This window comes from Streptomyces sp. NPDC030296 (assembly GCF_055572815.1).
This window is the reverse complement of sequence record NZ_JBVICQ010000011.1, coordinates 260,263-285,001: the sequence shown is the minus strand read 5'-3', so window position 1 is coordinate 285,001 and position 24,739 is coordinate 260,263. Positions and strand designations below refer to the sequence as shown.

The 24,739-nt window shown below is 71.4% G+C and carries 21 protein-coding genes; 10 read left to right on the top strand and 11 right to left on the bottom strand.

From position 1 onward, the window contains the following. The first annotated feature begins 52 nt into the window (after positions 1–52). Positions 53–1,054, top strand: a complete 1,002-nt coding sequence (locus ACZ4Z3_RS30380; RefSeq protein WP_468504018.1) for a DNA-3-methyladenine glycosylase family protein — start codon at positions 53–55, stop codon at positions 1,052–1,054. A gap of 217 nt (positions 1,055–1,271) precedes the next feature. Here the strand turns inward: ACZ4Z3_RS30380 and manB are convergent, their stop codons facing one another. Both manB and ACZ4Z3_RS30370 read right to left on the bottom strand, forming a co-directional pair. Next, on the bottom strand, positions 1,272–2,354 hold the full coding sequence (manB, locus tag ACZ4Z3_RS30375; RefSeq protein WP_468504017.1) for a mannose-1-phosphate guanylyltransferase: 1,083 nt from the start codon (positions 2,352–2,354) through the stop codon (positions 1,272–1,274). A gap of 256 nt (positions 2,355–2,610) precedes the next feature. Next, a complete protein-coding gene (locus ACZ4Z3_RS30370) occupies positions 2,611–4,089 on the bottom strand; it encodes an N-acetylmuramoyl-L-alanine amidase (RefSeq protein WP_468504050.1) in 1,479 nt (492 codons plus the stop codon). Between the two features lie 143 nt (positions 4,090–4,232). Here ACZ4Z3_RS30370 and ACZ4Z3_RS30365 point away from each other — a divergent pair, with 143 nt between their 5' ends. The 4 genes from ACZ4Z3_RS30365 (at position 4,233) to ACZ4Z3_RS30350 (ending at position 10,343) form a co-directional block, all read left to right on the top strand. Next, positions 4,233–4,988 (top strand): TIGR03089 family protein, encoded by a 756-nt coding sequence (locus ACZ4Z3_RS30365; protein WP_468504016.1) that lies wholly within the window; start codon positions 4,233–4,235, stop codon positions 4,986–4,988. 166 nt (positions 4,989–5,154) lie between these two features. Further along, positions 5,155–6,351 (top strand): LCP family protein, encoded by a 1,197-nt coding sequence (locus tag ACZ4Z3_RS30360; protein WP_468504015.1) that lies wholly within the window; start codon positions 5,155–5,157, stop codon positions 6,349–6,351. Positions 6,352–6,596: 245 nt separating this feature from the next. Next, entirely contained in the window at positions 6,597–8,345 is a 1,749-nt protein-coding gene (locus ACZ4Z3_RS30355; protein ID WP_468504014.1) for an LCP family protein, read from the top strand. Positions 8,346–8,669: 324 nt separating this feature from the next. After that, positions 8,670–10,343 (top strand): LCP family protein, encoded by a 1,674-nt coding sequence (locus ACZ4Z3_RS30350; RefSeq protein ID WP_468504013.1) that lies wholly within the window; start codon positions 8,670–8,672, stop codon positions 10,341–10,343. Positions 10,344–10,427: 84 nt separating this feature from the next. Here ACZ4Z3_RS30350 and ACZ4Z3_RS30345 read toward each other — a convergent pair whose 3' ends face one another. Continuing rightward, on the bottom strand, positions 10,428–11,456 hold the full coding sequence (locus ACZ4Z3_RS30345) for a glycosyltransferase family 2 protein (protein ID WP_468504012.1): 1,029 nt from the start codon (positions 11,454–11,456) through the stop codon (positions 10,428–10,430). A 133-nt stretch (positions 11,457–11,589) separates the two neighbouring features. Between ACZ4Z3_RS30345 and ACZ4Z3_RS30340 the strand changes: the two genes are divergently transcribed. Further along, positions 11,590–13,011 (top strand): LCP family protein, encoded by a 1,422-nt coding sequence (locus tag ACZ4Z3_RS30340; RefSeq protein ID WP_468504011.1) that lies wholly within the window; start codon positions 11,590–11,592, stop codon positions 13,009–13,011. Between the two features lie 34 nt (positions 13,012–13,045). Here the strand turns inward: ACZ4Z3_RS30340 and ACZ4Z3_RS30335 are convergent, their stop codons facing one another. Next, positions 13,046–13,594, bottom strand: a complete 549-nt coding sequence (locus tag ACZ4Z3_RS30335; RefSeq protein ID WP_355396283.1) for an acyl-CoA thioesterase — start codon at positions 13,592–13,594, stop codon at positions 13,046–13,048. Positions 13,595–13,713: 119 nt separating this feature from the next. Between ACZ4Z3_RS30335 and ACZ4Z3_RS30330 the strand changes: the two genes are divergently transcribed. Next, complete coding sequence (locus ACZ4Z3_RS30330) at positions 13,714–14,982, top strand: LCP family protein (RefSeq protein ID WP_468504010.1); 1,269 nt, start codon at positions 13,714–13,716, stop codon at positions 14,980–14,982. Positions 14,983–15,057: 75 nt separating this feature from the next. On the opposite strand, the gene ACZ4Z3_RS30325 is transcribed toward ACZ4Z3_RS30330, so the two are convergent. Both ACZ4Z3_RS30325 and ACZ4Z3_RS30320 read right to left on the bottom strand, forming a co-directional pair. Continuing rightward, a complete protein-coding gene (locus ACZ4Z3_RS30325; protein WP_468504009.1) occupies positions 15,058–15,420 on the bottom strand; it encodes a four-helix bundle copper-binding protein in 363 nt (120 codons plus the stop codon). A gap of 173 nt (positions 15,421–15,593) precedes the next feature. After that, complete coding sequence (locus tag ACZ4Z3_RS30320; RefSeq protein WP_468504008.1) at positions 15,594–16,751, bottom strand: acyl-CoA dehydrogenase; 1,158 nt, start codon at positions 16,749–16,751, stop codon at positions 15,594–15,596. 221 nt (positions 16,752–16,972) lie between these two features. On the opposite strand from ACZ4Z3_RS30320, the gene ACZ4Z3_RS30315 reads away from it, so the two are divergent. Beyond that, positions 16,973–18,316, top strand: a complete 1,344-nt coding sequence (locus tag ACZ4Z3_RS30315; RefSeq protein WP_468504007.1) for a UDP-glucose dehydrogenase family protein — start codon at positions 16,973–16,975, stop codon at positions 18,314–18,316. 187 nt (positions 18,317–18,503) lie between these two features. Here ACZ4Z3_RS30315 and ACZ4Z3_RS30310 read toward each other — a convergent pair whose 3' ends face one another. After that, positions 18,504–19,010 carry a CGNR zinc finger domain-containing protein gene (locus ACZ4Z3_RS30310; protein WP_468504006.1) on the bottom strand — a complete coding sequence of 169 codons (507 nt, stop codon included), beginning with the start codon at positions 19,008–19,010 and terminating at the stop codon, positions 18,504–18,506. Positions 19,011–19,120: 110 nt separating this feature from the next. Here ACZ4Z3_RS30310 and ACZ4Z3_RS30305 point away from each other — a divergent pair, with 110 nt between their 5' ends. Beyond that, positions 19,121–19,483 (top strand): VOC family protein, encoded by a 363-nt coding sequence (locus tag ACZ4Z3_RS30305; protein WP_359698599.1) that lies wholly within the window; start codon positions 19,121–19,123, stop codon positions 19,481–19,483. Between the two features lie 116 nt (positions 19,484–19,599). Here ACZ4Z3_RS30305 and ACZ4Z3_RS30300 read toward each other — a convergent pair whose 3' ends face one another. From ACZ4Z3_RS30300 to ACZ4Z3_RS30285, 4 genes are all read right to left on the bottom strand, one after another. Then, positions 19,600–20,841: a dipeptidase gene (locus ACZ4Z3_RS30300; protein WP_468504005.1), complete on the bottom strand. Its 1,242-nt coding sequence runs from the start codon at positions 20,839–20,841 to the stop codon at positions 19,600–19,602. A gap of 139 nt (positions 20,842–20,980) precedes the next feature. Next, on the bottom strand, positions 20,981–22,177 hold the full coding sequence (locus ACZ4Z3_RS30295) for a dipeptidase (RefSeq protein WP_468504049.1): 1,197 nt from the start codon (positions 22,175–22,177) through the stop codon (positions 20,981–20,983). A 99-nt stretch (positions 22,178–22,276) separates the two neighbouring features. Beyond that, positions 22,277–22,801 (bottom strand): 5-(carboxyamino)imidazole ribonucleotide mutase, encoded by a 525-nt coding sequence (purE, locus tag ACZ4Z3_RS30290; RefSeq protein WP_468504004.1) that lies wholly within the window; start codon positions 22,799–22,801, stop codon positions 22,277–22,279. Continuing rightward, positions 22,798–23,937, bottom strand: coding sequence for a 5-(carboxyamino)imidazole ribonucleotide synthase (locus ACZ4Z3_RS30285; protein ID WP_468504003.1), 1,140 nt, complete (start codon positions 23,935–23,937; stop codon positions 22,798–22,800). The genes purE and ACZ4Z3_RS30285 overlap by 4 nt, the downstream gene beginning before the upstream one ends. A gap of 231 nt (positions 23,938–24,168) precedes the next feature. Between ACZ4Z3_RS30285 and ACZ4Z3_RS30280 the strand changes: the two genes are divergently transcribed. Further along, positions 24,169–24,735, top strand: a complete 567-nt coding sequence (locus tag ACZ4Z3_RS30280) for a GtrA family protein (protein ID WP_468504002.1) — start codon at positions 24,169–24,171, stop codon at positions 24,733–24,735. The last annotated feature ends 4 nt before the right edge of the window (positions 24,736–24,739 follow it).

Sequence of the window (24,739 nt, the reverse complement as noted above, 5' to 3'; positions counted from 1 at the left end):
AACCACCGCCTCCTATGCTCATAGGGCGCCCACAGCTTCCTAGGACCTCATCGTGGCCGGACGTTTCTCCCCCCGACCCACTCGTACGACCGTGCGAGGCGGGCATGTCGTGGTGCCCGGTGGGGTGCCCCGGCCCGCGGCCGCCCCCGGGCTTCGGCGGGCTTGGACGCCTGAGGGGCCGTTCGACCTGGGGCTGGTGCTCGGGCCGCTCAAGAGGGGGCCCGGCGATCCGACGTTCAAGGCGACCCCCGACGGGGCCGTGTGGCGGGTCTGCCGCACACCGGCCGGGGCCGGCACCCTCAGGGTCGCCGTGCGCGGCGGGGCCGTCGAGGCGGAGGCCTGGGGTCCCGGCGGCGAGTGGCTGCTCGACCGACTGCCGCCCCTGCTGGGGGCGTCGGACGAACCCGACGCATTCGTGCCCCGGCACCGGATCGTGGCGGCGACCTGGCGACGGCGTCCGGGACTGCGGCTGACACGGACCGGGCTGGTCGTGGAGTCGCTGATCCCGTCGATCCTGGAGCAGAAGGTCACGACCGACGAGGCGTACCGGGCGTGGCGGCTGCTCCTACGGAAGTTCGGGGAGCCGGCGCCGGGGCCCGCGCCCGCGGGGATGGCCGTGATGCCGACAGCCCGTGAGTGGGCGTTGATCCCGTCGTGGGAGTGGCACCGGGCCGGGGTCGACAACAAACGGGCGTCGACGATCCTGCGGGCGGTGCGGGTGGCGGGGCGGCTGGAGGAGGCCGTCGGGATGTCGCCGGAGGACGCGCGGGCCCGGCTGGAACTGGTGCCGGGCATCGGGCCGTGGACGTCGGCGGAGACGGTGCAGCGCAGCCATGGGGCGGCGGACGCGGTGACCGTGGGCGATCTGCATCTGCCGGGGATCGTGGGCTACGCGCTGGCGGGCGACCGGGACGCGGACGACTCGGTGATGCTGTCGCTGCTGGAGCCGTATGCGGGGCAGCGGCATCGGGCCGCGCGGTTCATTCTGCTGTCGGGGCGGGTGCCGGGGCGGCGGACGCCGAAGATGCCTCGCTGGGATATCGGGCGCCTTTGAACTCGGGGGTCCGCCTCTCGTCGGCGGGCGCGGGTGAGCGGGGGCCGTTCGCGCAGTTCCCCGCGCCCCTGGAAAAGCAGGGGCCCGCGGCCCCGTGCTTTTCCGATGAAGACCGGGCCGCAGGCCCGTGCCTCCAGGGGCGCGGGGAACTGCGCGAGAAACCACGAACCACCCGCACCCGCCGAACGAACAGCGCGCCCCCGAGCTACTGGGCGCCCTACTCGTCCGACGAGAAGCGGAGCGCCCCCGTGGGGATCTGGGCGTCGCACCAGACCCTCACCCCCGCGCGGAGTTCGTTGTCCGCGCCGATGACCGCGCCGTCGCCGACGACCGTGCCCGTGAGGACGGAGCGTTCGCCGATGCGGGCGCGGGCGCCAATAAGGGAGTCGGTGATGACCGCGCCCGGTTCGACGACGGCGCCCGCGAGAACCGTGCTGCCGAAGACCCGCGCGCCCTCACCCACGAACGCGCCCTCGCCGACGACCGTGCCGCCGGTGAGCTTGGCGTCGCCGGCCACCCGGGCGGTGGGCAGGACGAGGCGGTCACCGCAGCGGCCCGGCACCGCCGGGGACGGGGCGCGGCCGAGGACGAGGTCGGCGGAGCCGCGGACGAAGGCCGCGGGGGTGCCGAGGTCAAGCCAGTACGTGGAGTCGACCATGCCCTGGAGGTGGGCGCCCGCAGCCAGCAGGTCCGGGAACGTCTCGCGTTCCACCGAGACCGGGCGGCCCGCCGGGATCGTGTCGATGACCGAGCGGCGGAAGACGTACGCCCCCGCGTTGATCTGGTCGGTGACGATCTCCTCGGGCGTCTGCGGCTTCTCCAGGAAGGCGAGGACGCGGCCCGACTCGTCGGTGGGGACCAGACCGTAGGCGCGCGGGTCGGTCACCTGGGTCAGATGGAGCGAGACGTCCGCCCCGGTCGACCGGTGCGTGCCGACAAGGCGGCGGATGTCCAGGCCGGTGAGGATGTCGCCGTTGAAGACGAGGACGGGGTCCTCTGGAGCGGAGTGGAGGTGTGCGGCCGCGTTGCGGATGGCGCCGCCCGTGCCGAGGGGCTCCTCCTCGGTGACGTACTCGAGGTGGAGGCCGAGGGCGGAGCCGTCGCCGAAGTGGGGTTCGAAGACCTCGGCCAGATACGAGGTGGCGAGGACGATGTGGTCGACGCCCGCCGCTCTCGCCCGCGCCAGTTGGTGTGTCAGGAAAGGGACTCCGGCCGCCGGGAGCATGGGCTTCGGAGTGTGCACCGTGAGCGGACGCAGTCGGGTGCCTCTGCCGCCGACCAGGAGGATCGCTTCTGTCACCTGTCGTCTCTGCTTCCTGCCGGGACCGGCCGAACTGTCTTTCGGCCGGCCAGTGTATGCAGACCGTGCGATGGCGCCTTCATGGACGTGCGGAACCCCGCCGGTCTGCTCCTTCGCAGGTCGGCGGGGTGGTTCGAGGGGGCACGGCGCGCGTGCCCCCTGCGTTGCTGTGCTGCCGTGCGGTGGCCTCCGGCCGGCTCACCGGTGTGCGGTCGGGGCGGTCGCGCCCCTGTTCCCCCTTCAACCTGCCGCCGTCCTACCGCCCTTGGTACTGGGCGGCTTTCGCGCGGGCCGTACCGAGCTTTCCGTAAAGGCGCCCCCCCGGGCACTCGGTCGCGAACCCGTCACGATGGCCGGAGATCACGTTCAGTCGTACCTTCTTGCCTTTTGCGTACAGATTGCCACCCCCGGAGATGAGATCCGTCTTGCCTTTGGGGTTCGCCCGGTAAAGACCGAGTTTCCAGGCGGTGAGTTGCGCGATGCCCGTCACAGCGACGGCGGGCGGCTTGGTGGTGCCGAAGCTGCCGATGACCGCGACCCCCATGCTGTTCGTGTTGAAACCGAGGGTGTGGGCGCCCATGACGGCCTTGGCCACGCCACCCGCGCGCCCCTCGTAGATGTTTCCGCACTTGTCGACGAGGAAGTTGTAGCCGATGTCCCGCCAGCCGCTGCTCACCACGTGGTAGCGGTAGATACTGCGGATGACGGAAGCCGCCTCGTCGCAGCTGTAGTTGTTGCCGGAGGCGGTGTGGTGCACGAACGCCGCCTGGACCTTCTTGGTGTAGAGGAAGTCCCGTTCGCGGAGCTTCTCGTCGGCGCCCCAGCCGCGGCGCGTGATGATGCGTGGACGCGGCCCGATGTAGGGCTTCATGCCCGGCTCCAGGCCGGCCAGCCCGGCCTCCGTCGCCTTCCGCGTCAACGCCGGGATGACGGTGGCGCCGAGCGGCGCGAGGTCCGCGTTGACGGCGGAGGCGGCGGCGGACTCCACGGTCAGCGCGCCGAGCCGCGAGGCGTCCACGGGCGTGCCGACGGGCGGGGGGTCGGCGACCGGCCCGGCCGCCGGGCCGGTCGCCTGCGTCGACACGGCCTCCGGGAGGCCGGTGCCGGGGTCGACCAGTTCGAGGCGTAGGCCGTCCGGGAGCATCTGGACGCCCTGCGCGGCCGTACGACCGGTGACCTCGGCCCGCACGCGGACCTCGACCCCGTCGGACTCGCCCACCCAGAGCGGGGCGGTGGAGCCGCGCACCCGGCTGGAGGCGCGTTCGGCGGTGTCCGGGTCGGCGGCGTGCTCGTGGTTGTGCGTCTCGACGTCCTGCCAGCCGGACCAGTGGGAGGTGCCGCGCGCCCGGGTACGGACCTGGACGCGGCCGTGCAGTTCGGTGTCCGGGTCGTCCCACACGACACCGACCAGCGAGAAGGACCGTACGCCCCGGCGGCTGAGGCCCTGTTCGGCGGTCGGGCCGAGGGCGCGGTCCGTCGCGCGCGGGACCAGGGGGAGCGACTGGGTGCGACCGGACGGCGATGCGGTCGCTCTGTCGAGGGCAGGGGCCACGACCGAGGCGGCTTGCGCGGAGGTCGCGGACTGTTCGGAGGAGGAGGTCGTGTCGAGGGCCGGGGCGGCGGGGGTCGCGGCCGCGGCGGGCAGTGCGGCGGGGAGGGCGAGGACCGCAGCACAGGCGACACCGATCGAGGAGGCGAGGAAACGAGAGCTAGGCATACGCCCGATCTTGGGCATAGTCATACATATCTGTCCATCGCGGAACTGACGGACCGTCGGCTCCGCTCCGCCGAACCGGTGGGTGGCGCTGGGCCGAACCGGTGGCCCCTCCGCTTCGCCCCGCACCCGCCCCCCACCCGGCCCCGCGTACGCTTACGCGGATGAACGCCACCGATCGCACCCCTGCCGACCTGCTGCGATCCGCGCTCGCCGCGGACCCCGCGCGCCCCCTGGTGACCTTCTACGACGACGCCACGGGCGAACGCGTCGAATTGTCCGTGGCCACCTTCGCCAATTGGGTGGCCAAGACGGCGAATCTGCTCCAGGGCGACCTGGCCGCGGAGCCCGGCGACCGGCTCGCGCTGCTGCTGCCCGCGCACTGGCAGACGGCGGTGTGGCTCCTCGCGTGCTCGTCGGTGGGCGTCGTCGCCGATGTCGCCGGGGACCCCGGCGCGGCCGATCTCGTGGTGAGCGGGCCGGACACCCTGGAGGAGGCGCGGGCCTGCCCTGGGGAGCGGGTCGCCCTCGCGCTGCGGCCGCTCGGCGGGAGGTTCCCGCAGACCCCGGCGGGTTTCGCGGACTACGCCGTGGAGGTGCCCTCGCAGGGGGACCGGTTCGCGCCCTTCGCGCCCGTGGACCCCGACGAGCCCGCGCTGATCGTGGCCGGGCGCGAGTTCAGCGGCGCGGAGGTCGTGGAGCGGGCACGCGCCGAGGCGGGCGACCTCGGGCTCACGGGGCCGGGGTCGCGGCTGCTGTCCGGAGCGGGCTACGACACGTGGGAGGGTCTGCTGGCGGGGCTGTACGGGCCGCTGGCGACCGGGGGTTCCGTGGTGCTGTGCCGGCACCTGGACCAGCTGGCGGAGGAGGCGCTGGCCAAGCGCGTCGAGAGCGAGCGCGTCACGGCCGTCTCGCGCTAGCGGGCCTCGGACCACAGGGACCGTCCCGCGCCGAGGGGGCGGGGCCTCGGACAACAGCCGCCGTCCCCCGTTCGGCCTACCCCGGGCCGCCCCCTCCCCCCTCTCGCGCCATCGTCGTAGGAGCACAGCTCGCTCGTACCTCGTACGCCGTGAGGGGTGGCCGACAGTGAACGACGCCGGAGGCAGGACGGGGGTGCTCGGGCCCGGTGCGGGTGGTTCCGCCAGCGGGGACGGGCTTCTGCGCCGTCGTCGGCGGCGGTGGCTGCGCTGGACCGCGGCGGGCGCCGCGACGATGCTGCTCGGGGGCGTGGCGGTGGGGTGGGCCGCCTACCGGAAGCTGGACGGGAACATCACGTCGGACACGACGGCGGCGGACGAGCTGGCCCGGTACGAGCGGGAGCGGCCGACCGCGCTGGTGCGGGACGCGCAGAACATCCTGCTGATCGGGTCGGACTCCCGATCGGGGAACGAGAACGGCAGATACGGGCGGGACTCGGGCACCGAGCGATCGGACACGACCATCCTGCTGCACCTGGCGGCCGACCGGCGCAGCGCGACGGCGGTGTCCCTGCCGAGGGACCTGATGGTGGACGTGCCCGGCTGCCGCAGGGCGGACGGCACCCGGTCCGAACCGACCTTCGCGATGTTCAACTACGCCTTCCAGGCCGGGGGTTCGGCCTGCACCATCCGGACGGTCGAGAAGATGACCGACATCCGCGTCGACCACCACGTGGTCGTGGACTTCAGCGGCTTCAAGGAGATGGTGGACGCCGTGGACGGCGTCGAGGTGTGCGTCGAGGCCCCCATCCGCGACAAGGCCGCCAAGCTCCGGCTGCCCGCGGGCAGGGTGAGACTCGACGGCGAGCAGGCGCTCGGCTATGTGCGGGCCCGCAAGACGCTGGGCGACGGCAGTGACACCGAACGGATGGACCGCCAGCAGCGCTTCCTCGCGGCACTGGCCGCGAAGGTGCGCAGCAACGGCGTACTGCTGAATCCGGTGAAGCTCTATCCGGTACTGGACGCGGCGACGTCCTCGCTCACCACCGACCCCGGTCTGGCGAGTCTGCGCGGTCTCTACGACCTCGTCCGCGGGTTGCGCGGCATTCCCATGGAAAGGGTGCAATTCCTGACCGTTCCCAGGAAGTCGTACGCACAGGACGCCAATCGTGACGAACTCGTCGAGCCGGCGGCGCACCGGCTTTTCGCCCGGCTGCGTTCCGACGCACCCGTGGCCGTGGCCCGGGAACTCCCGGAACGGGGACCCGAAGGCGAAGCGGACGAGCTATCGGGTGCGTCTTCCGTCACCCCCGATCCGATGCCCACTTTTCGCGGTCGCACGGCCGCCGAAGGGGCTTGCGAGTGACCGGAGTGGGTCCCCGCAGGTAAAACGCACGTCAACACGAGGAACAAATGCACCAGGAAATGGGCAGATTGCCCACTTGTAGGGACGTGCAATTTGTCACCGCCGTCGCTTGACGCCTGATCGGGCGGCTAGTGTGAGCGATCCGGTGTGTCAGGCCTTCCCGGTCACGCACCACTTGCAGCGAGACCCGAGCGTCTTTTGAGGGGGAAGACGCCGCGTGGCCCCGACGGAGGAATCAGACAACCGTGGACGCGCAAGGCCGTGGGCGGGCGGAAGACATCGATCCCGCAGACCAGTGGGTACTCAACCCGAACACCGGTGAATACGAACTGCGACTGGCCCCTTCCGCACCGCAGTCAGGCGTACCCAGGCCCCGCCGGGCCACGCCCGCGGCGGCGGGTGCCAGAGCGGGCGGCGCCTCCGGGCGGTCGGCGACGGCGACGCCGGACACCCGGGAGATCCGCGAGGTCGTTCCGGGACCCGGGCGTCGCCGGGGGGCGCCCGAGGAGGAGCCGCTGCCGGGCCGTCGTGGCGGCCGGGGCAGGACGAAGGCCAAGAAACCCAAGGGCAAGCGGATACTCGTGTGGACGGGCGGCACGCTGGCCTTCGTGCTGGTCGGGGTGAGCGCCGCGGGCTACCTCTACTACCGGCACCTGAACAACAACATCACCGCCATCTCCGCCGACGGCGCCGGCACCGGCGGCTTCAGCAAGGACCGGGCGATCAACCTGCTGGTGATCGGCACGGACAAGCGCACCGGCAAGGGCAACGAGTCGTACGGCGACAAGGAGAGCGTCGGCCACGCCGACACCACGATCCTGCTGCACGTCTCCAAGGACCGGACGAACGCGACCGCGATGAGCATCCCGCGGGACATGATCGTGGACATCCCCGACTGCGAGACGACGCAGGAGGACGGCTCCAAGAAGATCATCGGCGGTTCCACCGGTGTCCGGTTCAACACGAGCCTCGGCCAGGACGGCCGCACCCCCAGCTGCACGATGCGGACCGTGACGGAGCTCACCGGGATCGTCCCCGACCACTTCATGGTGGCCGACTTCAACGCGGTGAAGACGTTGTCCACGGCGATCGGCGGCGTGAAGGTGTGCCTCGCGAAGCCCATCAAGGACTCGAAGTCGAAGCTGGACCTGTCCAAGGGCGAGCACGTCATCCAGGGCGAGCAGGCACTGTCGTTCCTGCGCACCCGCTACAGCGTGGGCTTCGGCAGCGACCTGGACCGGATCAAGCTGCAGCAGCAGTTCCTCAGCTCGATGATCCGCCAGATGAAGTCCGAGGACACCCTCACGGACCCGGGCAAGGTCATCGACCTGGCGGAGGCGGCCACCAAGGCCCTCACCGTCGACGACAAGATCGCCGACATCAAGAAGCTGGGCTCGCTCGGCCAGGAGGTCGGCAAGGTGAACACGAAGAACATCACCTTCACCACGGTCCCGGTGATCGACAACACCGACCGCGCGACCGTGCTGCCCATGCCCGGCAAGGCGGAGCAGTTGTTCGAGACGATCCGCGACGACGTCTCGCTCAGCGACGTGAAGAAGAAGGAGAAGGAGAAGCAGGCCGCGAAGCTCAAGGGCAAGCGCGCCGACGCCTCCGAGGTCCGGGTCAACGTCTACAACGGCGGTGCCGAGGCCGGCAGCGCACAGGCCACTCTCAACTGGCTGCAGAACGATGTCGGCGTGACGAAGTCCAGCCAACTCGGCAACGCGGGCAAGACGTTGTCGAAGACGACTCTCGAGTACGACCCGGACCAGGCCGACCAGGCGCGCAAGCTGGCCGATCTGATGGGTCTGTCCGCGTCCGCGCTCAAGCCCGGCGAGGGCAACAGCGAGACCAACTCCCAGGGGCTGCCCGCGATGGTGCTGATCCTGGGCAAGGACTTCAAGGGCGCCGGGGTGAAGATCAGCGGTTCGTCGTCGGCGGCGGACCTGGATGTCGAGAAGAACACGGCGGACAAGGAAAAGTGCGCCGGCTGATGACCTGACGGGGTCTTCTCGCGTCTATCAGGACGCGACACGAAGTACAGACGCCGGGCGGGCGCGAGGGTGCGCCCGCCCGGCGGGTTCCGGTGGTCATGCGGCGGCACCCGCCGCCGTAGCGACCCATGTGCGTGTCCACGTCCGGCGTTCGACCGAGCGCACAGACGCGGTACCGGTCGTGCACACGGTTGGCCGATGTCATCCGGGCAGGGCGCGGTACGCGTTCAAGAGAGCATGCGTACATCCCAGTCGGGGTCTCGGAAGTCCAACAGGAGGCGGGGGCGGCCCCGTCGGCACAGCAGGGTGGGGAGGGGCAGGGAGATGGTACGGAGCGACGTACGCGGGGACGGGGGGCGGCCGCGCGTCGAGGAACCCGGCGAGCGGGGCGGTGGCCTCGGATCGCCGGACGGCTCGTCCGGCGACGACGGGAGCGCCAGAGTCCCGGAACAGCGGGGGCGGGGCGGCGGCAGCCAGGGCGGCGCCGGAGGGCGCAGGCGGGCCGGTACGGCCGCGCCGCGCAGGCGCAGGCGTGTGCTGCGCTGGTCGGCGACGGTGCTCGCGGTGGTGATACTCGGGACCGCGGGAGCCGGTTACCTCTACTACCGGCACCTGAACGGCAACATCAAGAAGGAGAAGCTCAACCTCGGCGACACGAAGATCGCCGAGCCCACTCCCAACGCGGCGGGCCAGACCCCGCTGAACATCCTGCTCATCGGCTCCGACGCGCGGGACACCAAGGAGAACCAGAAGCTCGGCGGCGCCCGGGAGACCTTCGGCGGCACACCGCTCGCCGACGTCCAGATGCTGCTGCACCTGTCCGCCGACCGCAGCAACATGTCGGTGGTGAGCATGCCGCGCGACACGCTGCTCGACATCCCCAAGTGCACCGACCCCGACGACGGCAAGGTGTACGCGGCGAGCAGCCGGGCGATGACCAACGAGTCGCTCGGCCGCGGCGGACCCGGCTGCACGGTCGCCACCTGGCAGGAGCTGACCGGCATCCACATCGACCACTTCATGATGGTCGACTTCGCCGGTGTGGTCTCGATGGCCGACGCCATCGGCGGCGTACCGGTCTGCGTCACCGACAACATCGAGTCCCGGGACAGCATGGGCCACGGCTCCGGCCTGAAGCTGGAGAAGGGCACCACGTACATCCAGGGCAAGCAGGCCCTGCAGTGGCTGCGCACCCGGTACGGCTTCGAGGACGGCAGCGACATCGCCCGCGCCAAGGCGCAGCACATGTACATGAACTCGATGGTCCGCGAGCTGCGCGAGAACGCCACGATCACCAACCCGAACAAGCTGCGCCGGCTCGCCGAGGAGGCCACGCAGGCTCTCACCGTCGACCCCGGCCTCGGTGACGTGGCGGCGCTCTACGACCTCAGCAAGGAACTGCGCAAGGTCGAGCCGGCCCGGATCACGATGACGACGATGCCGTTCACCTATGTCGGCGCGCGCGTGGTGCCGAAGGAGGGCGACGCGGAGAAGCTGTTCCGGCTGGTGCGCGAGGACATCGCCCTCGACGGCAAGGACGCCAAGAAGGCCGCCTCCGAGGAGCCGGCCTCCGACGACCCCGCGGCGGCGGAGGACGAGATCGGCGTGCTCGTGCAGAACGGCACCCTGACGTCCGCCCTCGGCGCGGCCCCCGGCCGGGCCCACACCGTCTCCCAGCTCCTCGTCGGCGAGGGCTTCACCAAGGCGACCGCGGACTCGACCACCGCCACCACCGAGGACAAGACGGTCGTGCGCTACCCGAGCGCCGAACTGGAGGGCGACGCCCAGGCGGTCGCCAAGGCGCTCGGCATCCCGCTGAGCCAGGTGGAGAAGTCGACGAACGTCAGCGGCGTCACGCTCGTCGTCGGCGCCGACTGGCGCGAGGGCGACGCGTACAAGGCCGAGAAGGAGGACGACAAGACCCCCAAGTCGGCGGACGCGCTGAACGGCGCCGACAAGGACGCCTGCATGAAGGTCGACCCCAACTTCACCTGGTAGTCCGGCACGACGTGGGTGGGGCCCCTCCCGAAGCTCGGGAGGGGCCCCACACGTATACGTCGGTCACGTATGCGTCGGTCCGGTTCAGCTCTCGGTGAGCACGGCCGGGCGGCGGGACGCGATGACCTTCCTCGCCAGCGACTTGGGGCTGGTCAGGAAGCCGAAGCCCCACGACATGTGCATCGTGGCGAGGGCCACGGGGATCTGGAGCCGGGCCTTCAGCGGCAGGCCCCTGCCCGCCGGCACGGAGCCGGCGACGATCGCCGCGAGATAACCGCCGGGGACGACGAACCCGATCGGCGTGAGCAGTGCGCCCACCAGCAGACCGGCGGCTATCGCGCACACGGCGGTCGGCGGGGCCAGGTAGCGCAGGTTGATGGAGCCCTGGTGGTAGCGGGCGACGACATGGCGCCAACGCCCGTAGTCCTTGTACTGCTTGGCCAGCGCCTTCACGCTGGGCCGGGGCCGGTAGGACACCTTCAGCTCCGGCGAGAACCAGATGAGGCCGCCGGCCTCCCTGATCCGGAAGTTCAGCTCCCAGTCCTGGGCGCGGATGAACTCCACGTTGTAGCCGTCCTGCCGCTCCAGCGCCTCGCGCCGGAAGACGCCCAGGTAGACCGTCTCGGCCGGACCGGCCTGCCCGCCCGTGTGGAAGGCGGCGTTGCCCACGCCGATCTTCGAGGTCATGGCGGCGGCGACGGCGCGCTCCCAGTCGTTCTCGCCCTCGGCGTGCATGATGCCGCCGACGTTCTGCGCGCCGGTCTCGTCCAGGAGCCGCACGGCGGTGGCGATGTAGTTCGGCGAGAGCATGCCGTGGCCGTCGACGCGGACCACGATGGGATGGCGGGAGGCCTTGATCGCGGCGTTCAGCGCGGCGGGGGTACGACCGGTGGGGTTCGGCACGGTGTGCACACGCGGGTCTTCGGCCACGAGCTGGGCCGCGATCTCGTCCGTACGGTCCGTGGACGGACCGAGGGCGATCACGACCTCCATCTCGCCGGCGTACTCCTGCGCGAGGATCGCTTGGACGGCCCCGCGCAGATGCCGCTCCTCGTTGAGGACGGGCATGATCACAGACACGGCGGGGAGCCGCACGTCGGGCTTGGCGTTCATAGGGGGCTCACGTTACCGCGAACGGGGGACAGCGACGCGCGCCGCCCGGTCGCCGGTACGGGCCGCGCGGAGACTGCGCCTACGGTGCTCAGCGTTCCCCCGTCTCCACGACCGTGTCACGCGGAGGTGTCCCATGCCCGCACGGCCGCAGCAGCCCAGGCCCCCGGTACGCCCGAGGAAGCGGGGCTGGGCCCTGCGGGTGGCGACCACGCTGTCGGTGATGGTGCTGGCCGCCGCGGGGATCGGGCACGCGGTGGTCACCAGCCTCGACGACAAGATCGCCCGCGTCGACCCCTTCAAGGACATGAAGAACCGCCCCGAGGCGGGCCACGGCATGAACGTCCTGCTGGTCGGCACCGACGGCCGCGACCGCATCAGCGAGCAGGAGCGGCGCGCCTACCGGCTCGGCGGCGCCCCCTGCCACTGCACGGACACCATGATGATCGTCCACATCTCGGCGGACCGGGAGCGGGCCAGCGTCGTGAGCCTGCCGCGCGACTCCTACGCCGAGGTGCCCGCGCACACCGACCGCGCCACCGGGAAGAACCGCCCCGCCCACGCGATCAAGCTGAACGCCGCGTACGCGGAGGGCGGGCCCCCGCTCACCGTCCGCACGGTCGAGCACATGACCAAGGTGAAGATCGACCACTACGTCGAGGTCGACTTCACCAGCTTCATGCGGACCGTGGACGTGCTCGGCGGCGTAAGGATCTGCACCGCCGAACCGCTCAAGGACTCCTACACCGGCCTCGACCTGGCCGCGGGCTCCCACGACCTCGACGGCGGACAGGCCCTGCAGTACGTCCGCTCCCGCCACGCCGACGGCTCCTCCGACTTCGGCCGCATGAAGCGCCAGCAACGCTTCATGGCCGCCCTCATGGCCCAGGCGACGTCCTCCGGGGTGCTCCTCAACCCGATCAAGTTCCGTGAGGTCACCCGGGCCGTGCTCGGCTCGGTGCGCGCCGACAAGGAGTTCGGCACCGGGGAGCTGATCGACCTCGGCCGCGCCATGCGCGACCTCACACCCGCGTCCTCCGAGTTCACCACCGTCCCCATCGGCCGCATGGGCCATGTCGTCGAGGGACTCGGCTCGACCCTCCAGTGGGACGCCGCGAAGTCGCGCCGCCTCTTCAAGGCCCTCCGCGACGACCGGCCCCTCGCCCCCTACCGGACCCGCGGCAAGCGCGCCCTGGTCGAGGTGGCCCCGCAGCAGATCCGCGTCCAGGTCGAGAACGGCACGGCCGTCGCGGGCCTCGGCCGCCAGGTCGACCGCCAGCTGGCCGCCACCGGCTTCCGCACCACCCGCACCCCCGTGAACGCCGGGCGCACCGATGTCCGCCGGACGGTCGTCGTGCACGACCCGCGCTGGGACCGCTCGGCCCGGTCCCTGGCGACCGCCCTGCCGGGCGCGGAGCTGCGGGAGGCCCCGGGGCAGGGCCCCGTCCTGCGGGTGATCGCCGGGACGGACTTCAAGAAGGTCCGCAAGGTACGGGCCGAGGACCCCGACCAGGGCGAGTTCGGCGTGGTCACGGGCGACGAGGTGACCTGTTCCTGAAGGGCGCGAGCGGTGCTCGGCGCCCAGGGGCGGCTCAGTCGCCCAGGCCGTCCGCGATCCTCTTCTCCCGCAGCTCCAGAATCGCCTTGCGGCGGGCCAGCCGGTGCGTCCGGCGGATCTGCGCCTCCTGGTAGCGCCGCCGGTCCCGCTCGGTCTCCGGCAGCACCGGCGGCACCCGGCGCGGCTTGCCGTCGGCGTCGACTGCCGCGAACACCAGATACGCCGACCCCACCTGCTGCGGCGGCGTCGACTCGTTCCACCGCTCCGCGAGCACCCGGACGCCGATCTCCATGGACGTCCGCCCCGTCCAGTTCACCTGGGCCTTCACATGGACCAGGTCGCCCACCCGGACCGGCTCCAGGAAGGCCATCTCGTCCATGGAGGCGGTGACGGCCGGCCCCCCGGAATGGCGCCCGGCCACCGCGCCCGCCGCGTCGTCGACGAGCTTCATGATCACACCGCCGTGCACCGTCCCCAGCAGGTTGGTGTCGTTGTGGGTCATGATGTGGCTCAGGGTGGTCCGGGACGCCGAGGTCGGCTTGCCGGGTATATCGGATTCCGCTGCGGGGGCCTGCTCTGTCATGGCGTCCACCTTATGCGTGACCTCGTAAGGTCCGCTTTGCATCAGCTTGGCAACAGCCGCGCTGCGAAATTCCGGCGACCCTTGTACGGCCCACAGGGGAGCCCTGCACACTGGGGCGCATGAACGATTGGCCCGAGGGATGGTCCGACAGCAACCGCGGCGGCGGGTACGGACAGGGAAGCGCCGGCGCACACCCCGACGGGGCGCGTGTGATGCGCCAGGTCCGCCGCGGCCCGTCGGCGCCCCCTCAGGGCGGTGTGCCGCAGCAGCCGGCGTACGGCGACACGTACGACAGCTACGGCGGCGGCCCCGAGCAGTACGACAGCGGCTACAACACCGGCCAGGTGTACGGCGGCGGGTCGGGCGGCCCCGGCGGCTACGACGGCCGGGGGGAGCGCGGCGCGCCGGACTGGCGGCGCCGGATCAAGTGGACGGCGATCACCGTCACCGTGGTCCTCCTGGGCACGACGATCGGCACCTACTTCTGGGCCGACTCCAAGCTGAACCGCGAGGTCGACCTGTCGAAGGTCATCGACCGGCCGGAGGAGGGCGAGGGCACCAACTACCTGATCGTCGGCTCCGACAGCCGCGAGGGCCTGTCCGACGCGCAGAAGAAGGAACTCCACACCGGGTCCGCCGACGGCAAGCGCACCGACTCGATGATGATCCTGCACACCGGGTCCAACGGCCCGACGCTGATCTCGCTGCCCCGTGACTCGAACGTGGAGATCCCCACCTTCGTGGGCTCCGAGTCCGGCAAGACGTACAAGGGCACCGGCCGCCAGGTGAAGCTGAACGCCGCGTACGCCGAGGACGGGCCGGAGCTGCTGGTCCGGACCGTCGAGGCCAACACGGGTCTGCGCATCGACCACTACGTGGAGATCGGCTTCGCCGGCTTCGCGAACATCGTCGACGCGGTCGGCGGTGTGGAGATCGACATCCCCAAGGGCGGCCTGAAGGACACCAAGTCGGGCGCGAACTTCGAGGCGGGCAAGCAGACGCTGAACGGCGAGCAGTCCCTGGCCTTCGTCCGCACCCGGTACGCCCTCCAGCGCAGCGACCTCGACCGCACGAAGAACCAGCAGAAGTTCCTCGCTGCCCTCGCCAGCCAGACGGCGACGCCGAGCACGGTCCTGAACCCCTTCAAGCTGTACCCGACGATGAGCGCCGGCCTCGACACGCTGATCGTCGACAAGGACATGGGCCTGTTCGACCTGGCCGACATGTTCTGGGCGATGAAGGGCGTCACGGGCGGCGACGGCAAGTCCATGAACATGCCGATCTCGGGCAACGCCGGCAACGGCAACCTGCAGTGGGACACCGCGAAGGTGAAGAAGCTGGTGGAGGAGCTCAAGAACGACGAGACGGTGACCGTGTCGGACAACTGACCCGGCGGACGACGTGACCGAGGGGCATCCCGTGACGGGATGCCCCTCGGTCGTGCGGGTCGGGCCGGCCTCGGCTCAGGCCGTCGCGCCCGACATCGCCCGGCACGTCTCGGAGCAGCGGCGACACGCCTCGGCACAGCGCATCATCTGGGGATCGTCGGGCATGGACATACACGCCTCGGCGCACATGTCACAGGCGCGAGCGCACATCGCGCACATCTCGGCGCTCATCGGGGAGCGGCGCATCATCATGTCCGCGCACATACGGGTCATCTCGGCGCAGTCCATCAGCGCGCGCATGATCTGCATCTGAGCCTGACCGCCGGCCTGCATGCAGGAGCTCATGGTCTCCTCGCACACCGTGTGGCACGTCATGCACGCGTTGACGCAGTCCTGCATCTCCTTGCTCATCGCGCTCATGGTTCCGGTCTCCTGCATGGCTCCTCCAGGGGTGGGAGCGGGGGTCCGGGGCGGACCCCGTGCACTTCCGTCCTACGCCCCCCTGCCGCCACCCGCCATTGGGCGGACGCAAACATTCCGCACCATTCCCCCCACAAGTCAACGGCCCCCGGCGGGGTGCCGGGGGCCGTTCACAGGTTGCGCCGAAGGAGTTACGGCAGGTTGCGGGCCATCACGATCCGCTGGACCTGGTTGGTGCCTTCGTATATCTGCGTGATCTTGGCGTCGCGCATCATGCGTTCCACCGGGTAGTCGCGGGTGTAGCCGTAGCCGCCGAGGAGCTGGACGGCGTCGGTGGTGACCTCCATGGCGACGTCGGAGGCGAAGCACTTGGCGGCGGCGCCCTGGAAGGTGAGGTCGCTGTCGCCGCGCTCGGAGGCGGCGGCGGCCTGGTAGGTCAGGGCGCGGGCGGCGGCGATCTTCATCGCCATGTCGGCGAGCATGAACTGGATGCCCTGGAAGTCCGCGATGGGCTTGCCGAACTGCTTGCGCTCCTGGACGTAGCCCTTGGCGTAGTCGAGGGCGCCCTGCGCCACACCGAGGGCCTGGGCGGCGATGGTGATGCGGGTGTGGTCCAGGGTCTTCATCGCCGTGGCGAAGCCGGTGCCCTCCTCGCCGATCATGCGGTCGGCGGGGATGCGGACGTTGTCGAGGTAGACCTCGCGGGTCGGGGAGCCCTTGATGCCGAGCTTCTTCTCCGGCGCGCCGAAGGAGACGCCCTCGTCGGACTTCTCGACGACGAAGGCGGAGATGCCCTTGGAGCGCTTGGCGGGGTCGGTGACGGCCATCACCGTGTAGTACTCGGACTCGCCGGCGTTGGTGATCCAGCGCTTCACGCCGTTGAGGATCCAGTGGTCGCCGTCGCGGACCGCCTTGGTCTTCATGCCGGCCGCGTCGGAGCCCGCGTCGGGCTCGGAGAGGCAGTACGAGAACATGCCCTCGCCCTTGGCGAGCGGGGCCATGTACTTCTTCTTCAGCTCCTCGGAGCCGGAGAGGATCACCGGAAGCGAGCCCAGCTTGTTGACGGCCGGGATGAGGGAGGAGGAGACGCAGACGCGGGCCACCTCCTCGATCACGATGACCGTGGCGAGCGCGTCGGCGCCGGCGCCGCCGTACTCCTCCGGCACGTGCACGGCGTGCAGGTCGTTCGCGACGAGCGCTTCGAGCGCCTCGCGGGGGAAGCGTGCCTCCTCGTCGACCGCGGCGGCGTGGGGCGCGATCTTCGCCTCGGCGAGGGAACGGATCACGTCGCGGAGCATGTCGTGCTCCTCGGACGGGCGGTACAGGTCGAAATCAGCCGATCCGGCCAAGGTCTCTCACGCTCCCGATGCTAACTACCGTTAAGTAACTCAAATTTTAAAGGGCCTGCCCACCCCAGAGATACGTGAGCTTGGCGACAGGTCCCCGTCCGGTCGCGGCACCAGGGGGAATCTGCCCGGTGAGGGGCCCGGACACGCCCCGACTATGCTCAGGCAGCGCACCCGCCGCGCGCGTCGCGGCGCACCCACGGCCGTACGTCCCAGGAGCATCCATGGCCCTCAAGATCACCGTGATCGGCACCGGCTATCTCGGCGCCACCCACGCCGCGGCCATGGCCGAGCTGGGATTCGAGGTGCTCGGGCTCGATGTCGTCGAAGAGAAGATCGACATGCTGCGCCGGGGCGAGGTCCCGATGTACGAGCCGGGCCTGGAGGAGCTGCTGCGCCGGCACGTCGCCGGGATCGAGGGCTCCACCGGGCGGCTGCGCTTCACGACGGACTACGCCGAGGTCGCGGCCTTCGGCGATGTCCACTTCGTGTGTGTGAACACCCCGCAGCGGCACGGCGAGTACGCCTGCGACATGTCGTACGTCGACGCGGCCTTCGCCTCGCTCGCCCCGCATCTGACGGGCCCGGCCCTGGTCGTGGGCAAGTCGACCGTGCCGGTGGGCTCCGCAGACCGGCTGGCCGCGTATCTCGCCGAGCACGCCCCGGCGGGGGCGGACGCCGAGCTGGCCTGGAACCCGGAGTTCCTGCGCGAGGGCTTCGCCGTGAACGACACGCTGCACCCGGACCGGATCGTGGTGGGCGTCCGCAGCGAGAAGGCCGAGAAGCTGCTGCGCGAGGTGTACGCGACGCCGGTCGAGGAGGGCTCCCCGTTCGTCGTCACCGACTTCCCGACCGCCGAACTGGTGAAGACCTCCGCGAACTCCTTCCTCGCCACCAAGATCTCCTTCATCAACGCCATGGCCGAGGTGTGCGAGGCCGCCGGGGGCGATGTCGCGAAGCTGGCGGAGGCCATCGGGTACGACGACCGGATCGGGCGGAAGTTCCTGCGGGCGGGCATCGGGTTCGGCGGCGGGTGCCTGCCGAAGGACATCCGGGCGTTCATGGCCCGCGCCGGTGAACTGGGCGCGGACCAGGCGCTGACGTTCCTGCGGGAGATCGACTCCATCAACATGCGGCAGCGCGGTCAGATGGTGGAGCTGGCCCGGCAGGCGCTGGGCGGCGGCCCCTTCCTGGGCAGGCGGGTCGCCGTGCTGGGCGCGACCTTCAAGCCGGACTCCGACGACGTCCGGGACTCCCCCGCGCTCAACGTGGCCGGGCAGATCCACCTCCAGGGCGGACAGGTCACGGTCTACGACCCGAAGGGCATGGACAACGCGCGCCGGCTGTTCCCGACGCTCGGGTACGCCGACTCGGCGCTGGAGGCCGTGCGGGGCGCCGACATCGTGCTGCACCTGACGGAGTGGCGGGAGTTCCGGGAGCTCGACCCGCAGGCGCTGGGCGAGGTCGCGTCCCGGCGGCTGGTGCTGGACGGCCGCAACGCCCTGGACCCGGAGCTGTGGCGCCGGGCCGGCTGGACCTACCGAGCGATGGGCCGGCCGACGGCCTGACCGGGCCGGTGGCGGGCGACGGCCTGACCGGGCCGGTGGCGGGCGACGCCGTTCCGGCCGAGGCTCAGTCGGCCGGAACGGCGTCTGTGCTCATTCTCCATCGTTCCGGTCCCCCGTGGGTGCGAAGCGCTTACTTCGCCGGTGACTCATGGGGTGATGTCCGGCTCATCCGCCTCACTCGGCGGGCTCACTTGGCGCGGTAGCGGCGCATCTTCGCGCGGGCTCCGCACACTTGCATCGAGCACCAGCGGCCGCGTCCGGCGGGGCTGCGGTCGTAGTACGCCCAGTGGCAGTCGGCGGCCTCGCACGCCTTGAGGCGCTGCCAGGTGCCCGCCGTGAGGGCCTCGGCGACGGCCGCGGCCACGCGGGCGAGCAGGGGTGCGGGGTCGGCGGCGGGGCGCAGGCTCGCCGAGCCGTCCTCGGCGCGGACGGCGACGACGAGCGGCGCCGCGGCCAGCAGGTCCCCGAGCGGGGTCACCGCGCGGTGCGGCGGGTGTCCCGCGTGCGCGAGGCAGACGGCGCGAAGCGACTCACGCAGTTCCCGTAGGTCCGCGAGGTCCTCGGCCGCCGTCAGGGCGAGGCGGGCCCGGCCCTCCGGGGTGTCGAGGGCGTCGGCGCCCGACTCCAGGTCCAGCGTGTTCACCAGGCTCTCGATGAGGGCCAGGCCGCCGGGTGCGGGCACTCTCTCACTCATGCGTGCGACCTCATGCTTGCGACGTTACCGCCAATGGGGAAGCATGCAGTAACCGTTACTGGTTACCCGGCTCTACAGGTAACCGGATCGCAGAGCGAAGGAGAGCAGTCATGGCCATCGCCAAGCTGGATGTCGTCGTCCTGGACTGTCCCGACCCGGCCGCGCTCGCCGGGTTCTACGCCGAGCTGGTCGGCGGGGAGGTCTCGGGTGAGGGCGACTGGGTGGATCTGAGGGTGCCGGACGCGGGTGTCCGGCTGGCGTTCCAGCAGGCGCCGGACTTCGTGCCGCCCGAGTGGCCGTCGCCGTCCCGTTCTCAGCAGTTCCATCTCGATGTGAACGTGGAGGACATGGACGCGGCGGAGAAGGAGGTGCTGGCGCTCGGGGCGAAGCCGCTGGACACGGAGGACCGGGAGCGGGGCTTCCGGGTGTACGCCGACCCGGCGGGGCATCCGTTCTGCCTGTGCCGCGCCTGAGGCCGGGTGCTGACGCGGTCGTGAGGTCCGGCCGGTGAGTCGGGCCGGTGTGCCCGGCTCGGGGTCGGCCGGTGAGGGCCCGGGGCTGTCGCCCGGTCGGGCCCTCATCTCCGGTGTCAGCCGTCCAGGTCGGCGATCCGCGCCGTCGAGGCCTCGCGGCGGTCCCGGGCCGCCCGCGCCGTGAAGTCGGCGCTGCGCAGGACACGTTGGACGTTGCCCCAGGTGAGCAGGGCGAGGTCGTCGTGGGACCAGCCGCGGTGGAGGAGCTCGGCGACGAGGTGGGGGTAGCAGGAGGCGTCGGTGAGGTCCTCGGGGTGGGCGGCGCCGGAGTCGTAGGTGCCGGAGAGGCCGACGCTCTCGGGTCCGGCGATCGAGCGGACGTGGTCGAGGTGGTCGGCGACGTCGCGCACGGAGGGGCCGGTCTGCTCGGCGGTGAGCGGCACCATGCACAGGCCGTGGGCCTCGCCGAGCGCGGCCAGCAGGTCGTCGGTGAGGTTCGCGGGGTGGGGGCGCAGGGCGTGGGCCGCCGAGCGGGTGCACAGGACCGGGGCGCGGGAGACCGCGAGGGTCCGGCGGATCGTCTGCTCACCGGCGCCGGAGAGGTCGGCGAGCACGCCCACGCGGTTCATCTCGCGGACCACCTCCTCCCCGAACCGGCTGAGCCCGGCCTCGCTCGCCCAGGAGACGCCGGCGAGGGTCAGGGCCTTCAGTCCGAGGGCGCGCAGGGCGCGCAGGATGGCGAGGGAGTCGCCGAGGGCGGGGGCGCCGGCGGGGCCGAGCAGGATGGCGACGCGGCCGCAGTTGTACGCGTCGGTGACCTCGCCCGCGGTGCGGACCAGTCGCAGACCCTCGGGGTGGGCGTGGACGGCCCTGTGGACCAGGTCCACTTGTTCCAGGGTGGCGCCGACGGCCCGGTCGCCGGTCAGCGGCTCGGACAGGTGCAGCGACCAGAACAGGGCGCCGATGTGTCCCTCGCGCATCCGGGGCACGTCCGTGTCCACGCCGCTCTCGCCGAGTTCCAGGTCGTACCAGGGCAGGTGGCGCAGCACCCACGGCAGCCCGCTGTAGCCGTCGGCCACGGGGTGGTCGACGAGGAAGGCGTGTGCGTCCTCCAGCCCGTCCGACTGCTCGGCGCCCTCCGGGTCCGCGAGCCGCCCGGCGGCCTCCGGGTCGGCCTCGGGGGCCTTCGCTCCGGCGGCGGTGCCGGGCTCGGTGGCGCCGTGCTCGGCCGTGCCGTCCGGCGGGGCTATCGGCTCGGCCGCCCCGAACCGACGGCTCGGCTTCGGCTTCCGCTTCGCGGGGGCGTCGAGCCGCCCCGCCTCCGCTGTCGCTTGCAGTTCGTCCTGCAGGTCTGCCATGGCGGACCTCCGTACCCGGTCGGTGAACGCAGTCACCGTCACCGTGCCACGGGGGCCGCCCGGATTCCTGGTGGGTGCGGCGTTCGGGGGTACGGCCGCCCCGCCGCCGCCGGACGGGGGCCGTACCGCCGGCCGGGTGTCACCCGTCCAGCTGCTCCAGGGTGGCGTTCGACGGGGCCGTACGGGACTTCAGGTCGCGGGCGACGTCCTCGGCGGCGCCCAGCACACGGACCGCGTTCTGCCAGGTGAGCTTGGCGAGGTCGGTCCGGGACCAGCCGCGGTCGAGGAGCTCGGCGATCAGGTTCGGATAGCCGGAGACGTCGTTCAGGCCGTCCGGGGTGAAGGCGGTGCCGTCGTAGTCGCCGCCGATGCCGAGGTGGTCGACGCCGGCGACCTCGCGCATGTGGTCGAGGTGGTCCGCGACCGTGGCGACCGTGGCGACGGGGCGCGGGTTGCGCTCCTCGAACTCGCGGTGGACGCGCATGGCCTCGGGGGTGGTGTCGAGGTGGTGGAGGCCGTGGGCGCGCATGTTCTCGTCGGCGGCGGCGGTCCAGTCGACGGCGGCCTGGAGGACGAACTTCGGTACGAAGGTCACCATCGCCACTCCCCCGTTGCCGGGGAGGCGTTCGAGGACGTCGTCCGGGATGTTGCGGGGGTGGTCGCAGACGGCCCGGGAGGAGGAGTGGGAGAAGATTACCGGTGCGGCCGAGGCGTCCAGCGCGTCGCGCATGGTGGTCGCGGCCACGTGGGAGAGGTCGACGAGCATGCCCTCGCGGTTCATCTCCCGGACGACGGCGCGGCCGAAGGCGGACAGGCCGCCGACCGCCGGTTCGTCGGTCGCGGAGTCCGCCCAGGCGATGTTGTCGTTGTGGGTGAGCGTCATGTAGCGGACGCCGAGCGCGTACAACGCGCGTAGCGTCGCGAGGGAGTTGTCGATGGAGTGACCGCCCTCGGCGCCCATGAGGGAGGCGATACGGCCCTCGGTGCGGGCCGCCTCCATGTCGGCGGCGGTCAGCGCGGACCGCAGCCGCGCCGGGTAACGGTCGATCAGCTGCCGTACGCAGTCGATCTGTTCGAGGGTGGCGGGGACGGCGCCCGGCAGGAACGCGGAGTCCGAGGGCACGTACACCGACCAGAACTGGGCGCCGACGCCGCCGGCGTGCAGCCGGGCGAGGTCGGTGTGCAGATAGGCGCTCTGGTCGGTGGCGATGTCGCGGGCGCCCAGGTCGTAGCGGACCTGTTCGCGCAGCGCCCACGGCAGGTCGTTGTGCCCGTCGGCGACCGGGAACTCGCGCAGCAGCTCCCGGGCCTCCTCCAGCGAACCCGTCCCCGTCATCCCGGTCACTTCCTCGTCCCCCGTCGTCCCCGTCACTTGCCGTACTCCCCCGTCCTCCCGGTCGCCCGGGTCGTCGCGGCTCTCGCGGTCAGTCGTGCGTCACTTGCCGAAGCCGAAGCCGTTGCCCGCCCCCTCGACCTTGGTGCGCAGGCGCTTGCCCTTCTCGGTGGCCTGGTCGTTCAGCTCCTGCTGGAACTCCCGCATCCGGCCGAGGAGTTCCTCGTCCTGGGTGGCGAGGATGCGGGCGGCGAGCAGTCCGGCGTTGCGGGCGCCGGCCACGGACACGGTCGCGACGGGCACCCCGGCCGGCATCTGCACGATCGACAGCAGCGAGTCCATGCCGTCGAGGTACTTCAGCGGGACGGGCACGCCGATGACGGGCAGCGGGGTCACGGAGGCGAGCATGCCGGGCAGGTGGGCGGCGCCGCCCGCCCCGGCGATGATCACCTTGAGGCCCCGGTCCGCGGCCTCCTCGCCGTAGGCGACCATCTCGCGCGGCATGCGGTGCGCGGAGACCACGTCGACCTCGTAGTCGATCTCGAACTCGTCGAGGGCCTGCGCGGCGGCCTCCATGACGGGCCAGTCGGAGTCCGACCCCATGACAATGCCTACGACCGGGCTCATTCGGTGATCGTGCCTCTCAGGTATCCGGCGGCGTGACGGGCGCGCTCCAGCACGTCGTCGAGGTCGTCGCCGTAGGTGTTCACATGGCCGACCTTGCGGCCGGGCTTCACGTCCTTGCCGTACATGTGGATCTTGAGCTGGGGGTCGCGGGCCATGCAGTGCAGATACGCCGAGTACATGTCCGGGTAGTCGCCGCCGAGGACGTTGACCATGACGGTCCACGTGGCGCGGGGGCGCGGGTCGCCGAGCGGGAGGTCGAGGACGGCCCGGACGTGGTTGGCGAACTGCGAGGTGACGGCGCCGTCCTGGCTCCAGTGGCCGGAGTTGTGGGGGCGCATGGCCAGCTCGTTCACCAGGATGCGGCCGTCGCGGGTCTGGAACAGCTCGACGGCGAGGTGGCCGACGACGTCCAGTTCCTTGGCGATGCGCAGGGCCATCTCCTCCGCCTGGAGGGCGAGCGCCGGGGCGAGGTCGGGCGCCGGGGCGATCACGGTGTCGCACACCCCGTCCACCTGCCGGGACTCGACGACCGGGTAGGCGACGGCCTGGCCGTGCGGGGACCGGACGACGTTGGCGGCGAGTTCCCGTACGAAGTCGACCTTCTCCTCGGCGAGGACCGGGACCCCGGCGCGGAACGGCTCGGCGGCGTCCTCGACGGAGCGGACGACCCACACGCCCTTGCCGTCGTAGCCACCGCGGACCGTCTTGAGGATGACCGGAAAACCATCACCCTCCGCCGCGAAGGCCGCCACGTCCGCCGGGTCGGCGACGATGCGGTGCCTCGGGCAGGGCACGCCGATCGCGTCGAGCCTCGCCCGCATCACGCCCTTGTCCTGGGCGTGCACGAGGGCGTCCGGGCCGGGGCGTACGGGGATGCCGTCCGCCTCCAGCGCCCGGAGGTGCTCGGTGGGCACGTGTTCGTGATCGAAGGTGATCACGTCGCAGCCCTGCGCGAACGCGCGCAGCGTCTCCAGATCGCGGTAGTCGCCGACGACGACATCACCGACGACCTGGGCCGCGGAGTCCTGAGGGGTGTCACTGAGGAGCTTGAACCTGATGCCGAGCGGGATGCCAGCCTCGTGCGTCATACGAGCGAGCTGACCGCCGCCGACCATGCCGACTACCGGGAACGTCACACCCCCAGAGTATCGGCCATGGAATCGGCCACTCCCCGGTGTCCGGTTTCCGCCCCCGTCCGCTGTCCCGACAGCGCCTGTGAGGTGCTGCACAGGCGTTGCCCGGGACCGCTGGTTAGCATGGCGGAACCAGTGGATTTCGATCGAAGATCAACTGTTTTCGGACCGACGGGACCGACCTGGTACCGACCGAGGTACGACAGACCACCGAGCGACGGGGGCCGGCAGACGATGGGAAGCACCACCTCGGGGCCTCACGCGAAGCCCCGCGGCGTCCTGCGCCGACGGATCGACCTCCTCGTCCGTGAGGTCGCCAAGTTCGGTGCGGTGGGCGGTGCCGGGCTGCTGGTGAACCTCGCCGTGTTCAACCTCGTCCGGCACACCACCGACCTCCAGGTCGTCCGGGCCAGCGTGATCGCCACGGTCGTCGCCATCGCCTTCAACTACGTGGGGTTCCGCTACTTCACCTACCGGGACCGCGACAAGAGCGGCCGGACGAAGGAGCTGAGCCTCTTCCTGCTGTTCAGCGCGGTGGGCCTGGTCGTCGAGAACGGCGTCCTCTACACCGCGACCTATGGTTTCGGCTGGGACAGCCCGCTGCAGAGCAACATCTTCAAGTTCCTCGGCATCGGCGTCGCGACCCTCTTCCGCTTCTGGTCGTACCGCACGTGGGTGTTCCGCGCCCTGCCCGCCCGTGAGGCGGTGGCGAGCGCGGAATCGTTCCTGGAGACGGGAGCCGCCCACCCGCCCGCGCTGACCGGCGGCGGCCCGGCCAAACGCCCGGACGGCCGACGCTAGGTTT

Excerpts from the sequence above, each read along its gene's own strand:
- ACZ4Z3_RS30310 (WP_468504006.1), bottom strand. The coding sequence starts at position 19,010 with ATGAGTGAGAGAGTGCCCGCACCCGGCGGCCTGGCCCTCATCGAGAGC.
- ACZ4Z3_RS30330 (WP_468504010.1), top strand. The coding sequence starts at position 13,714 with ATGAACGATTGGCCCGAGGGATGGTCCGACAGCAACCGCGGCGGCGGG.
- ACZ4Z3_RS30305 (WP_359698599.1), top strand. The coding sequence starts at position 19,121 with ATGGCCATCGCCAAGCTGGATGTCGTCGTCCTGGACTGTCCCGACCCG.
- ACZ4Z3_RS30295 (WP_468504049.1), bottom strand. The coding sequence starts at position 22,177 with ATGACGGGGACGGGTTCGCTGGAGGAGGCCCGGGAGCTGCTGCGCGAG.
- ACZ4Z3_RS30365 (WP_468504016.1), top strand. The coding sequence starts at position 4,233 with ATGAACGCCACCGATCGCACCCCTGCCGACCTGCTGCGATCCGCGCTC.
- ACZ4Z3_RS30280 (WP_468504002.1), top strand. The coding sequence starts at position 24,169 with ATGGGAAGCACCACCTCGGGGCCTCACGCGAAGCCCCGCGGCGTCCTG.
- ACZ4Z3_RS30325 (WP_468504009.1), bottom strand. The coding sequence starts at position 15,420 with ATGCAGGAGACCGGAACCATGAGCGCGATGAGCAAGGAGATGCAGGAC.
- ACZ4Z3_RS30315 (WP_468504007.1), top strand. The coding sequence starts at position 16,973 with ATGGCCCTCAAGATCACCGTGATCGGCACCGGCTATCTCGGCGCCACC.
- ACZ4Z3_RS30345 (WP_468504012.1), bottom strand. The coding sequence starts at position 11,456 with ATGAACGCCAAGCCCGACGTGCGGCTCCCCGCCGTGTCTGTGATCATG.
- ACZ4Z3_RS30340 (WP_468504011.1), top strand. The coding sequence starts at position 11,590 with ATGCCCGCACGGCCGCAGCAGCCCAGGCCCCCGGTACGCCCGAGGAAG.
- ACZ4Z3_RS30300 (WP_468504005.1), bottom strand. The coding sequence starts at position 20,841 with ATGGCAGACCTGCAGGACGAACTGCAAGCGACAGCGGAGGCGGGGCGG.
- purE (WP_468504004.1), bottom strand. The coding sequence starts at position 22,801 with ATGAGCCCGGTCGTAGGCATTGTCATGGGGTCGGACTCCGACTGGCCC.
- ACZ4Z3_RS30350 (WP_468504013.1), top strand. The coding sequence starts at position 8,670 with ATGGTACGGAGCGACGTACGCGGGGACGGGGGGCGGCCGCGCGTCGAG.
- ACZ4Z3_RS30370 (WP_468504050.1), bottom strand. The coding sequence starts at position 4,089 with ATGCCCAAGATCGGGCGTATGCCTAGCTCTCGTTTCCTCGCCTCCTCG.
- ACZ4Z3_RS30335 (WP_355396283.1), bottom strand. The coding sequence starts at position 13,594 with ATGACAGAGCAGGCCCCCGCAGCGGAATCCGATATACCCGGCAAGCCG.